We start from the raw sequence: 13,758 nt of genomic DNA, 5'->3' as shown, positions 1-13,758 counted from the left end.
ATTGATTTCAGGAGCTGTCGATGAAGAAAGCCTTTGCCGCCGCTAGCCGGTTTACAGTAATTTCTGCTGTTCTTGCCCTTAGTATTAGCAGCCTCACTGCCTGCACTGACCCTGGCCCTGATGTCAGGCAACAGCAACTTATCGCCAGCCTGACCGAACCACAACGACTGCTCTTTGAGCAAGGCCAGCTAAAAGCATACAGCTGTGCGGCCTGCCATGGCCGCAATGGCATCTCAAGCCACCCTGCTTATCCCAGCCTGGCTGGCCGCTCTGCCAGCGAATTAAGCGCAGCATTAACGGCCTACCGAAATGGCGAGCGCAAGCATGCACTGATGACCCCGCAGGCACGAGGCCTGAGCAACACGGATATTGACGCGCTGACGTATTACTTCTCGTTACAGGCACCGATGGTAGCGAGCGAACAAACTGACTGACAATTATCGCTGAGCATTAGCCTGCTTAGCATTAGCCAGGCACTGGCCATAAAAAAGGGCAGCTACTGGCTGCCCTTTCGGTATTTCTGGTATTGCAAAGCGTGCTTTAAAAGGTTACTTAGCGCGGCCTATGGTCATTTCGCTATTCATCACAACGCCCTGATCATCAATATCCATATTAACCTGAATTTGCATATCCATGTCGGTCAGTGCCTGCAATTCATCCGGTACCGGCTGGCCACTGGCCTGCATTGTCTGGGTCATAATGCTGAAAAACCGGGCGTAATCCATACCCATGCTTAGCATGCCGTTCTTCTCAATAGCCTGGCCTAAAGTCGCTTTTGCCTGAGAGGTGCCTTTATCACCGGCATACACCACCAGATGCGAATCGTTAACCTGCAGCATTGGCGTCACGCCAAATGCGTCCAGCATCGGCAATACACTGTTTAATGCCAACTCTTCACCATCCGCTGGCAGGTTAATTTCAGCCATACCCGGCACCATGCCTTTTAAACCTTCCAGGTAGCTGCGGGCATTTTTCACGGTAACACTCAGCATGGCATCCACTGCGGATACTTGCATGGTGTTAGGGTCCAACGCTAAGTCGTTAATGGTTACCGACGCTCCCCGCACCGCATTTACCATGGCACCGGCGGCTAACATGGCCATCGGGTTTGCCTGCTGCATTTGCTGCTGCAGCTCTGCCAGTTGCGGGCACTGATAAGCCGGCTGGGTTAAACCACGCCATATTTTTGTCATCGCCGGGGCAAAATCGGCCATATCTAAACCCAGCGCCATGCTAAATAGTGCACCATTCATGCCCTGTGCCACATGACCGGGAACAAAACCACGAATGCCACTAAGGGTGGTCACGGTTTCGGTATTGCTGGTAGGCACCAGCATTTTACTGCGAACATGGGTGCTCTGGCCGGCTTTAGTGTCAATCTTGCTATCCAGATAAATACCCGGCCAGCTGCTGGTTATCGCGGTAAGATCCTGCTGACATTCGGCACTGCGCCATGGCTCCATCATCGCATTAAATTGCGGGTTGGCCATTAACTGCACATCGTTTGCCAGGCTATTGCCATCAGTGGTGGTCAGGCCGGTCACAATTTGCTGAAAACTGATAAAACCAATGGCATTCGGATTTAACTTATACTGAGACACCATATTGGCTAGTTGGTTATCGCTGGTAATGTTACGCTCAGGCTTGGCCGCCATTAACACCTGTTGGCGGGTCTGTTCACCCTGAATAGGCAGCACAACCGCCATATTACCCCAGCCCTCGGTTACCGACACCAGCAGTTCTGCACTGAACTCTCCCACAGTAAAGTTGTAAGAGCGGTAGCCACCGTCAGCACCGGGTATGGCCTGATGGCTGATACCACTGGCCTCTTCAGCGCGGTCAAATAATTGCCAGAATGCCGCTTCATTTCCAAGTTCAATCCGCATCACCGGCGCCAACCCCACCAGGTAGCTTAGCGAGCGTACCTGCGGTTTAATCCCGGTGAGCACCTCTAACTGCTCTGGTTGCGCCAATGCCCGCATATACTCATGCGCTAAACTAAAAAGAAACCGAAGTTGTGGTTCATCAGAATTCGCAGTAAGTTCTGCCAGCTGTTGCAGACTGGCTTCACTGTAATAATCCGGACTTAAGCCAAACGCATTTAGGTAAGCCACAAAATCTACTGGCTCTAATTGCGCAGATAAAAAAGCGGTATCTGCCGGCACATATTCCAGCTCAGCGTGTTGCACTGCGGCGCTGCCTGTTCCGGTGAGTTTGATATAACCATAAACCGCGCCGGCAATAATCGCCGCCATCACGAGTAATTTACGCATTACTGACTCCTTGATATTGTTGTTAAATCCTGATTTTTTTACTTACCAGCATTGTTTTGCAGCCACCGCGCTTTTACAAAGCAGCTGGGGCAATGGCTGGCACCTGGCCCGAGAAAAACGCATCAATATTACATTCTTAACAGCTTAATAACAACGAAGCGGCGCTGGCTTCAGCTATTAACTGGCAGGCTTATTCGTCACTGGAGAACAATGCCAGTAAGTCTGCTGCCTCACCCTGCCATAACTGGCCTTTACTGCCACCTAATAACTGGTCGGCAAGACCCTGTTTAAAGCTTTGTAACTGCTGAACTTTTTCTTCAACAGTGTTGCGGGCTATCAGTTTATAAACGAACACCGCCTTATCCTGACCAATCCGATGCGCCCGATCAGTTGCCTGTTGCTCTGCCGCCGGGTTCCACCAGGGATCATAGTGAATAACCGTATCGGCTGCTGTCAGGTTTAAGCCGGTACCGCCCGCCTTTAAGCTGATTAAAAACACTTCGGTTTCGCCCTGCTGAAAGGCATCAATCTGGGTCTGGCGTTGTTTAGTCTGGCCGGTTAGCTTGCTATAGCTAATGCCCATGTACTGCAGTTCCTGCTCAATTAAATGTAGCATGCTGGCAAACTGACTGAACAATAATATGCGCCGTCCCTCTTCCAGCATCTCCGGCAGCGTGTCACGCAGCCATTGCAATTTGGCGTTATGCCGCACCGTTTGCGCCTGCTCTATCGGCACTAAGCGGGCATCGCAACACACCTGGCGCAATTTTAATAAGGCATCTAAAAACTCAATCTGGCTGGCCGCCACCCCTTTGCGCACAAATAACTCACGCACTTTGGTTTCCATAATTAAGCGGATACTTTCGTACAGGTTGCGCTGATCAGCTTCCAGTTCCAGCAACTGCACTATTTCGGTTTTTTCCGGCAGTTCCGTCGCTACCTGGCCCTTAGTGCGGCGCAGCATAAATGGCGCTATTTTCTGGCGCAATACCCGGGCCCGTTCGGCGTCGCCGTGTTTCTCTATCGGCTTGCGGTACACCTGGCTGAAATGTTGCTCGGTACCCAGCAAACCTGGCAGCACAAAATCAAACAACGACTTTAACTCACCCAGATGGTTTTCCAGCGGGGTACCTGTTAATGCCAGACTGAAGTCACGATGCAGCACCCGCACGCTTTGCGCTGCCTGGCTGCCAGCATTTTTAATATGCTGTGCTTCATCCAGCACCACCACACTAAACCGATGCTGACGGTACAGCGCTATATCGCGCACCAGCAGCGGATAGCTGGTGACAATAAGCTGATAATCGGCCAGCTGCTCAAATAAGGGGCGGCGTTTCGGGCCATACACCTGCAGCACTTTTAAATCAGGGGTAAAACGACGTGCTTCCTGCTGCCAGTTACCCAGCAAGCTGGTAGGGCAAACAATTAATGCCGGTTGGTTAAGCTCACCCTGCTGATACTGGTTTAAGATAAAACTCAGCGTTTGCAGGGTTTTGCCCAGCCCCATATCATCGGCCAGCACACCGCCTAAGCCATATTGTTTTAAAAACGTCAGCCAGTTTAAACCCTGTTGCTGGTATGCCCGTAGGGTTGCCTGCAGATTATCAGGCAAGGCAACATCGGTAATACCGCTAAAATTATGCAGCTGCTGGTTAAGGCTGGCGAGGCGGTTAGCATTAAGGTATTGAATTTCGGCCGCACCAGGTGGCGGTAAAATGGCGGCTTTAAAGTCCGGCAACTCCAGCGTCAACGGCGCCTTATGCATATTCAGCAACTCGACAATCGTATCGATTAATGGCTGAATTAAGGTCATGGGCAGGGCCAGTTTACCCTGGGGCAAACTAAGCCAGATTTGCTGCTCTGCGCCCGGCAGGCCATTCTGGCGCAGCCACTGACTGATTAACGGTAATAAGGGTACCTGCTGGCCTTCAATATCAACCTGAATACCCAGCTCAAACCCGTTTTTCTTACCGTCCTGCACCTGCAAATAAGGCGTTGCGGCCAGAATATCCAGGTTAAAGTCACTGGCCTGCTCTACCTGCCAGCCGTCATCGCGCAAGCTATCGAGTTGCTGCAGCAAAGGTTGCCACAACTCAGGGTTGTCGGGGCCATCGCCCACCCCAAACGCCGCTTGCTGTTCGTGCGGGGCCGGTAAAGCGGGCAAGCTTAGCAGCTCCAGCTCCAGCAGCACTTCCAGCGCCGCGGTTTCACTGGGCCGGTGTCGTTTCACAAAATAGGTGCGCGAGCCTTGCTGCACCTCGGTTTGTGATGCTTGCAAATCCAGCGGCAGCCGCTGCTGGTCATAATCAAAGCTAAGTATGGCCACCGGCTCCTGCCGCCCTTTGCTGTGGCGTGGCAACATTTTTAACTGCAGTACCGGGGTCGGTTTAACGTTAATTTGCTCAACACCTAAACCTGCTGGCATTGGCAGGCTTATTTTGGGTAATAATTGCTGCAACCGGCCCAGCCGGCTTTGCAATAATGCCGCTGGTGCCGGCGGCATTTTCGATAGCAGCTTTAATTCGCGGCCACTTAACGGCGTCACCAGTAACCCTAGCTGATAGGTATCGGTATCCAGATAACAGGGCGGATCGGTGAATACCAGCACGCTGTTGTGATCATCGCCAATTTGCCAGCCTAATTGCTGGCCAGCCTTGCTATTGTGCCAGCTCAATTCAAGTGGACGTTGTTCACCCCAGCTCAGTGGATAGCGTGCTTCGCTGAACATGCAACGTTCAGTCGCCAGTAACTGCTGCAGCAACTGATAGCCCCAGTTATCTTCCAGCACCGACTGTTCGGCCAGGTTGTGGCTGCGAAACAGGGTTAGCAACTGATAATCGCTTTCATTCAACCAGGAAGGCGGCTGCGGACTGACTAAATCGTATTTGCCAATGGTCTGGCCTTTAGTGTAGCCGCCCTTTTTCATCGGCCTTACCCGGCGCGGATAAAGTTGCAAGCCAGCCTGGCCGTAGCTTAGTAAATACAGCACGGTGTCGCCATTGTCATCCCGCACCGGTTGCTGCAGCTGTTCCAGTTCGGTAAACCAGTTATCCAGTTTGAGCTGCGGCAGCTGTTTTATTCGCAATTGCTGCTGAGAATAGTCGCGTTTTAAGCGCAGTAACACCGCCAGTATATGTTTGCAGCGATGGCCCACCGGGCAACTGCAGCTGTCGCGCAATGCCCAGCCACTGTCCGTTTGTGCCAGCACAATATTTTGCCGGTATGGCGAGAAGCCCGCCCCCCATACCTGAGCACTGATCTGGCTTAAATCATCGCTGTATTCCAGCTTCAGCACTTTGCCGGCTTGTAAATACGCGCGGGCCCGATGCAGGGTGGCACTGTCAAACCATTGCAGCAAACGGTCTTCGTCCAGGGGAAAAGCATGCTGTTCGGTGGGGTTATTCAAAATATCGTTAACTCATACTGAAGTGACTTCTGGCGGCAACGGTCAAGCCTGACACCAACGAAAACCTCCATGCTAGCTTACTTTGCCGGCAGACCAAAGCGTCTTCGTCAGTTACTGGTCGTTTTTCAACAAAATGGGGTATTAAAAATAATAGTCGAGGCTTAACTCAATATAATCATCACGGCGCAGGTTATAAAGTACATCACTGACATCATCACTTTGAAACAGCCAGCCATTCAGGCGCAGTCGCAGGCTGTTAGTCAACCGCATCGAGGCTTCAAGCCTGGCACTGCGGCTATCGCTGCGATCCAAATCCTGCAATACGCCAAATAATAGCTCGCTGCCGGCCACATCATTCAGTGCCAACCGCCAGCCAACAAAAATGTCATTCTGTCCGGTAACTGGCGCCTGTAAGCCGCGGCTGTCATATTGATACTCTGCCAGCCAACCTAAATCCCAGCTACGGTTAAATACCCCAACCCGGGTATACTCATAGCCCACGGTGGTGGCCACAAACTCCTGCGGGCCGCTGCGCCGGTAAATACTCTCAAGTTTCCATAACCAGTCACCTGCCACGTATTGGGCGTCGACTCCAAATTGCTGCATCTGAAAGTAATAGGGCTGCAGTTGTTGTGCTGCCTGCTGCGGGATCAGCAGCGGCTCGCGGCTATTGCCGGCAAAATAACTGAGTCCCAACTCCAGTGCACTGAAACGTTGTGACCAGCGCAGGGCAAAATCTAGGTTGTTGCGCTGCTCACTTGATTCATACATAGCGATATCATGCTCAACCGGCCAGGGCGTGGTCAGCCGGCCAGCGGGATCGGCAAATAAACGTTCTCTGAAATACGGCAGTAAATATAATTCCAGGGTGCCAGCGCTATTCCAGCCTTTGAAACTCAGCATTGGCTGGCCCAAGCGGGCTTCCATATCCACGCCGCCTACCATATCGACCTGGTTGATGACATCGACCAGGCGCTGTGATTCGCTTACCCCCCAGAACACGATATCGTTACCGGCCTTAAACTCCCAGTTACTGGCCGCATAGCGCCAGTAGGCCTGGCGCAAATCCAGTAAATTGCTGGCGCTGTCGCGCTGGTGCCAGCGTAAAAACGGCGTAAGCTGAAAATGCTGGCTACCATCGTCATTCTGCCATGACCAATCTGACAACAAACTAAGCAGCGTATGCTCCCGCGCCTGGCCCACAGCGCCGGTTTGGTCGAAATAACGCAGCGCTGCGCTTAACTGATGCTGTTGGCGTAAACTAAAGCGCGCTGGTGCGTGCTCTGGCTGCACTGCTGTGGTTGTGACCGCTGGTTGTGAGGTATCTGCTTTGATGGCAACGGCCGCTGGCGCTGTTGGTGCAACAGCTGGCTCGCTGCTGGCTTGTGGCTGCGGCACCGGCGTTGGAATTGCTGAGGCTGGCGCGGGCTTATTTGCTGCCGCCTGTTGGTTGGCTGGCGCGGCCGGGGCAAGAGCAGACATGCGCTGCCCTCTGATCGCCTGATAATACCAGGCCCGGGCTGCAGCAACCTCAGTGGTCAGCATATCGGCGCGGCTGGGCACTTGCAGTACTGTGCCGGTACGTAATTTATTAATGTCGCCATCGACAAAGGCCGCAGTATTATAGCGCCACAGCGCATACACCACTTGCGGCATACTAACCGCATCATCTGGCCGGGCCTGCACAGCCAGCCGCCACAAGGTATCGGTCGATACCACCGGGCCAAGCTCGCGGCCTTGTAATGCATGGCCAGGCAAGCTTATCGTCAGCGATATTATCAGCAACAGTGAACCGGCTAGCCGGTTTCGGTGCCACTGTGCAGCGAAGTTCATCATAATACCTCGGTATTTTCCCGGCTGGCCAGGCTAGCGCAGCCGATCCAGTACATTAACGTCAAAGTCAGCGGTACTGCGACCCACATCAAATTTCAGTTCTTCTATTACCAGATCGGTACTTTTGCCGGTTTGATGGTTTTGCATCCGCAGCAGCATGGGCCGCCAGTATTTATCCTTGAATAATTTATAATCAGTGGCAATTAAGGTTTTCAGTAAGCTCTGTTTTTTATCGTAAAACTCAATTTTCTGCACCCGGTAATGTTGCTGATCAACCCAGGCGATGGTTTTGCTGTAGCCTGAGAAAGTATCCGCAGGGATCCGCTCAATCACGTAACACATGACGCCGTTAACTTCTTCATCGCGCAAATAACGAAACTGATATTTTTCCAGTTCGAACGATGCCATATCTTCATAGGCAAATTCGCTGGCCATAAAAGGCCCGGACTTATTGCGACTGGCAATACGCCGGGTACGCTTTATTGCCGGTAAAAACAGCCACTGGTCGTCTTCGGCCGTGGGGTGGGAATGACTTAAAAATGCCGAGCCCCGCACATCCCGCGGCTCATCAAATATGATTAGCGATTTATCGCCATCATCGATCACTTCCAGCGCCAGGGTGCGCATGCGCCGGATACTTTCACCACCACCGGCGTCGCGCAATATCATCAGTACTTTACTTTCACTGTCACCCCAACCGGTATCCCGTTTTTTCTGCTCGGTGGCAATTTGCAGGCCTTTCTCTGTCGAGCCTTGGGCCGGAACAGCGGTTACCGGCACAGCCAGCAGCAAGGCTGAAGTCAGAAACGCCGCGCATGACCAAACAAGGTTAAGTTGTCGCATCAGTTTTGTACTCCTTGGCATCAAATTTTAATAAACAGGCGGGCAGAAACAGAAAATCGATAATCAGCGCGACCAGGATCACCAGTGCGGTTAACATGCCCATGTCAGAATTAAGCCTGAAGCCGGATAGCATTAATACCCCAAAACCGGTTATTAGTACCACGGTGGTGATCCACAGCGCCCGGCCAACCGTGGTAAAAGCATAGCGTATGGCTTGCTCGGTTGCCTGCCCTTCCAGCCTGGCAGCCCGGTATTTACTCAGAAAGTGTACGGTATCATCGACAATAATACCCAGACTCATGCCGGCAACTACCGATAGTGCTAGATTTATTTCCCCACTTATTACACCCCATAAACCAAACGCAACCAATGCCGGAGTAATATTAGGAATAAGGCTGATTAACCCCAAGCGCCATGATCGTAAACTAAATACCAGCAGCAGTGAGATTAATAGCAGCGCTAATGGCAGGGTTTGCAGCATCGATGCCATATTTTTCTCGCCAATATGGGCAAACATCAGCGCGGTACTGGCAGCAGTGGCTGAATAGGCACCGGCGTTTTCAGCCAGATACGCCAGCGCTCGTGTTTCAAAAGCAGTAAGCTGCTTACTGCCTAAATTATGCAAACTTACGGCAACCCGGGTCGCGCTTTTATCCAGGTTTAACTGGTTATTTAAGTCCAGGCCAAAAGGCAGCGACATTTCATACATCAGTAAGTACTGCGCGCTTTGCTGCCGGTTAGCTGGCAACCGGTAAAAGTCCGGGTCGTCCTGATTCATGTTTTTATTCAGTCGCCGCATTGTGTCAGTAATACTGTTGACATGCTGCACCTCTGGCTGGCGTTGCAGCCAGCTGGCAAAATCGGCTACCGCCGCTAAAAATTCCGGTTCATTCACCGCACCGGCTTCATTGCCGCCGATAACAAAATCAACCGTGGTAGCACCGGTCAGATTTTGCTCCAGAAAATCGTTGGCCTGACGAAACTCGGTATCAGCGGCAAAGTACTTAACCGCCTCATCGTTAATGATATTGCGACTGATTAAACTGCTGCAACCGAGGATCAGCAGCGTCATGCCCCAGAATAGCGGTTGCTGCCAGCGGATCACCTTGTTGGCCAGCCATAACATGGTTTTATCACTATTTCCGCCAGCGCTGTGTTTAGCCTGCCCGGCACTGATGGGCATAAATAACAGCAATGCCGGCAACAGCACCAGGCTGAACAGGCATGCAAGCATCACCCCTACTGCGGTCATATTGCCTAAGTCACGCAGGATAGGGACTTCAGAAAAATTCAGGGTTAAAAAGCCAATTGCGGTGGTGGCGCTGGTAATAAATACCGGCATACTGTTGCGCTTTAAACTGTACTGTATTGCCTGCACCCGGCTGTCACCGCGGCGCAGGGCATATTGCATAGCGGCAATCAGATGCACCGAATCGGCGACCGCCAGTGTCATTAAAATTGTTGGCACATTCACCGTTGCCGTACTTAAAAACAGCCCGGCCCAACCGGCTAACCCCAGGGTACTGACCACCGTAACCACAATAATTACCAGCGTAGCCAGCGAGGCCAGTAGCGAGCGCAACAACCAGGCCAGCATCAGCAAAATAGCCGCAAACATGACCGGTATCAGGGTTTTTACGTCATTCTCGGCTTCATAGGCGAACGCATAGTTCATGGCCACCACACCACTTACATGAAACGCAGTATCCGGATGCGAGGCCTTGAATGTCTCCAGCATGGCCGATATTGCCTGCCATACTTCTTTGACTTCCTGCTGCAGGTTTTGCTCTGGCAACTGCAAGGTAATATTAATTGCCGTCACCCTGCCATCGGCCGATACCAGGCGCTGCCTGAGCACCGGCTCGTTTAGTGCCACGACAGCGATCTTATTCAGCTCAGCAGTATTAAGCTCAAGTGTTTCGCCAACCAGATCCGCGACCCATAAATCATCAGCAATGGCTTCGGTGTGTTGATAATTACTTAATGAATCTACCCGGATAGAATAGGGTGTTTGCCAGGCAGCTTCTGTTAACTGCCGCACCAGATCCAGGGTTTCTGCACTGAACACCTGTTTATCGGCCGGCGCGATAGCGATCAGGATATTATCGCTTTTATTAAACTGCTGCTGCATTTGCTCAAATGCCAGCAGTTGCGGGTTATCGTTGCTGAAAAAGATCCGGTAGTCGCCGCGAAAATATAAATTGCCGATACCCCAGCCACTGCCAACAATTACCAGCAAGCATAACGCGGTGACACCGCGCGGATACGCCAGAATATGCTGCAGAAAGCGTTGAATCATCTGTTGCTACCTTTGTTAAAGTAAATCGCTTCTAGCTAGCCTTTGAGCTTAGCAGGCTATTGGCAAAGTGGGGAATAAGCAACTGTATTCATGTCGTTTTTGCCGCACAGCCACCATGCAGCTTGCATTAAATTAACAATATGCTAAACATAATGCATTATTTAAGTAAAATATCGGAGACTGGATGTCACTGGCTGTTGTTTACAGCCGGGCCCGTCACGGCCTGGATGCCCCCCTGGTTACCGTTGAGGTGCACATTAGCAATGGCTTGCCGGCATTTCAGCTGGTGGGCCTGCCTGAAACTTCGGTAAAAGAATCACGCGACCGGGTGCGTAGCGCCATGGTTAATAGCGGTTTTGCCTTTCCCGATCGAAAAATCACCGTTAATTTAGCTCCGGCCGACTTACCTAAAGAAGGCGGCCGCTTTGACCTGCCGATTGCCCTTGGTATTATTGTCGCCAGTGGTCAGCTGAATGAGCGTAGTACCGGCGAGTACGAGTTTTATGGCGAGCTGGCGTTATCTGGCGAAATCCGGCCAATTCTGGGCGAGATCCCGGTGGCGGTGGCCTGTCGCGATGCTGGCAGGGCTGCGCTGATGCCGATGTTAAATGCCCAGCAGGCACAGCAGGTACCGAAAGCCAAAATTCATGGCGCCGAGCATTTATTGCAGGTGCACAGTTTTTTGCTGGCTCAGCAGGCGCTACCGGCTATTCCGCCATTACCGGAACGCCCAGTACAACACATGGCCGATTTAGCCGATGTGCGCGGCCAGGGCCATGCCAAACGGGTACTGGAGATTGCCGCTGCCGGTGAGCACAATATGTTAATGCTGGGCCCGGCCGGTACTGGTAAGTCGATGCTGGCACAGCGTCTGCCGGGCATTTTACCGGCATTGACGGAGCAGGAAGCGCTGGCCACCGCCGCTATTTATTCAATTGCCGGCTTGCAGCGTAACCTGACCGACTGGCAACAGCGACCGTTTCGCAGCCCTCACCACACCAGCTCAGCAGTGGCGCTGGTGGGTGGCGGTTCAGTACCGCGACCGGGTGAAATATCACTGGCCCATCATGGCATTTTATTTTTAGACGAACTGCCCGAATTTCCACGTAAAGTACTGGATGTGCTGCGCGAGCCTTTAGAAACCGGCATTGTTCATATTTCCAGGGCCGCCCGCCAGGCCGAGTTTCCGGCGCAGTTTCAGTTAGTGGCGGCGCTTAATCCCAGCCCGACCGGTCACCATGAAGATGGCCGCGCCACACCAGAGCAGGTTATGCGTTATTTAAACCGGTTGTCAGGGCCTTTTATTGACCGGATAGAACTGCAAATTGAAGTGCCGTTGTTGCCCAAAGGCATGCTTAGCCAGCAACACAGCACTGAGGAGAGTAGTGCCAGCGTAAAACAGCGGGTGGTTGCCGCCAGGGATATTCAGCTGGCGCGCCAGGGTAAAGCCAATGCAAGGCTTAGCGGCAGCGAAATTGCTGATTTCTGTCCGTTAAAGCAGGACGATGCCCGTTTTCTGGAAGACACCATTCACCGCTTTAAATTATCGGCCCGCACTTACCATAAAATTATTAAAGTGGCGCGCACCATTGCCGACTTACAGCAGCAACCGAACATCAGTCGCGCCCACTTGATGGAAGCACTCAGCTACCGCGCACTGGAGCGACTGCTGAGTTATTTAAAGACCTAATCTGTTTGAGCAGGAATCGTTGTACTCTAAGGCAACCGTTGAAGCCCTGGACGGCGCGACAAATGTGTCTGGAACGCATTTGAACAGCTTTGCTGGCCCGAAGGGTAAACTTCATGGATGAAGTTTATAATCGAGCCCCCATGGATGGGTTCACGGCGTGTTGACGTGAGTACATCGGTTTGTGCGACTCAGCAAAACTAAGCGCTATACCAGCTTCCAGTTTAACGTCTGGCCGGCATAAAACGGCACTATCGGCAGGCCATTAGGCAGGGTAATTTCAGCCGGTACCTGCCATTGCTGTTTTGTCAGGGTTACCGTACCTTTATTGCGAGGCAGGCCATAAAAATCCGCACCATAGTGGCTGGCAAAACCTTCCAGTTTGTCCAGGCAACCCAGCTCATCAAACACCTGGGCGTACAGCTCTATTGCGCTATGTGCACTGTAACAACCGGCACAGCCACAGGCTGACTCTTTGCGATGCTTCTCATGTGGCGCTGAATCCGTACCGAGGAAAAATTTAGCAGAGCCACTTGCCACGGCTGCGCGCAGTGCTTCCTGATGAGTGCGGCGCTTTAATACCGGTAAACAATAATTGTGCGGACGCACCCCGCCGACCAGCAAATCATTGCGATTAAGCAGCAAATGTTGCGGGGTAATGGTGGCGGCAACGTTGTTACCCGCTTCGCTGACAAAACTGGCCGCATCGGCGGTGGTAATATGTTCAAACACCACTTTTAGCTGCGGCAGTCGGGCTACTATATGTTGCAGGTAGCGGTCGATGAAGACTTTTTCCCGATCAAAAATATCAATATCGTGGTCAGTGACCTCGCCATGTACCAACAGCAACATGCCGTGTTCTGCCATTGCTTCAAATACCGGATACAGTGAGTCCAGGGCGCTAACTGCGGCGCTGGAATTGGTGGTGGCGCCAGCAGGATATAACTTCGCTGCGACAACGCCGGCCGCTTTAGCGTCGATAATCTGTTGGCGACTGGTTTTGTCGGTTAGGAACAAGGTAAGTAACGGCTGAAACTCGCTGCCAGCGGGCCGGGCGGCCAGAATACGCTCACGGTACGCCACAGCCATCTCGGCAGTGGTGACCGGCGGCACTAAGTTCGGCATAACAATAGCGCGGGCAAACTGACGGGCCGTGGCGGGTACCGTTTCCAGCAGCATATCGCCATCACGAAAATGCAAATGCCAGTCGTCAGGGGTTTGAATAGTTAAGTGGCTCATCAGCAGCTCCGGGCAGGTCAGGTAAAAAATAATGGTTGCTATAATAGCAAGGAATCAGCAGCGGCGAAATCAACCCCGGTTGGAAATAGTGCCGGGGTGTTAGCTTAAATTGTGCAGGGTTGTTTTAATCGCGATGCGCTGTTTGCTACACTGAGCACAACTAACAGGAGCGAGTATG

8 protein-coding genes are annotated in these 13,758 nt (G+C 52.3%); 2 read left to right on the top strand and 6 right to left on the bottom strand.

The genetic code is table 11. The annotated features are described in order from the left end of the window. The first annotated feature begins 20 nt into the window (after positions 1 to 20). Positions 21 to 434, top strand: coding sequence for a cytochrome c (locus ABY802_RS06870; RefSeq protein WP_372626292.1), 414 nt, complete (start codon positions 21 to 23; stop codon positions 432 to 434). A 114-nt stretch (positions 435 to 548) separates the two neighbouring features. On the opposite strand, the gene ABY802_RS06865 is transcribed toward ABY802_RS06870, so the two are convergent. From ABY802_RS06865 to ABY802_RS06845, 5 genes are all read right to left on the bottom strand, one after another. Further along, positions 549 to 2,273, bottom strand: coding sequence for a hypothetical protein (locus tag ABY802_RS06865; protein ID WP_372626291.1), 1,725 nt, complete (start codon positions 2,271 to 2,273; stop codon positions 549 to 551). A 190-nt stretch (positions 2,274 to 2,463) separates the two neighbouring features. After that, positions 2,464 to 5,679 (bottom strand): SNF2-related protein, encoded by a 3,216-nt coding sequence (locus ABY802_RS06860; RefSeq protein ID WP_372626290.1) that lies wholly within the window; start codon positions 5,677 to 5,679, stop codon positions 2,464 to 2,466. Positions 5,680 to 5,820: 141 nt separating this feature from the next. After that, complete coding sequence (locus ABY802_RS06855; protein WP_372626289.1) at positions 5,821 to 7,515, bottom strand: FimV/HubP family polar landmark protein; 1,695 nt, start codon at positions 7,513 to 7,515, stop codon at positions 5,821 to 5,823. 30 nt (positions 7,516 to 7,545) lie between these two features. Next, a complete protein-coding gene (locus ABY802_RS06850) occupies positions 7,546 to 8,355 on the bottom strand; it encodes an outer membrane lipoprotein-sorting protein (protein WP_372626288.1) in 810 nt (269 codons plus the stop codon). Next, the gene (locus ABY802_RS06845) at positions 8,342 to 10,654 is read right to left on the bottom strand and encodes an RND family transporter (RefSeq protein WP_372626286.1); all 2,313 of its coding nucleotides are present in this window, start codon (positions 10,652 to 10,654) and stop codon (positions 8,342 to 8,344) included. Before ABY802_RS06845 ends, ABY802_RS06850 begins: the two co-directional genes overlap by 14 nt. Positions 10,655 to 10,838: 184 nt before the next feature. On the opposite strand from ABY802_RS06845, the gene ABY802_RS06840 reads away from it, so the two are divergent. Beyond that, positions 10,839 to 12,344, top strand: a complete 1,506-nt coding sequence (locus ABY802_RS06840; protein ID WP_372626284.1) for a YifB family Mg chelatase-like AAA ATPase — start codon at positions 10,839 to 10,841, stop codon at positions 12,342 to 12,344. A gap of 204 nt (positions 12,345 to 12,548) precedes the next feature. On the opposite strand, the gene pyrC is transcribed toward ABY802_RS06840, so the two are convergent. Continuing rightward, positions 12,549 to 13,580 carry a dihydroorotase gene (pyrC, locus tag ABY802_RS06835; RefSeq protein ID WP_372626283.1) on the bottom strand — a complete coding sequence of 344 codons (1,032 nt, stop codon included), beginning with the start codon at positions 13,578 to 13,580 and terminating at the stop codon, positions 12,549 to 12,551. Between the last annotated feature and the right edge of the window lie 178 nt (positions 13,581 to 13,758).

It is taken from the genome of Arsukibacterium sp. (genome assembly GCF_041616895.1).
GTDB lineage: Bacteria > Pseudomonadota > Gammaproteobacteria > Enterobacterales > Alteromonadaceae > Alishewanella.
This window is presented reverse-complemented; position numbering and strand designations above follow the sequence as displayed.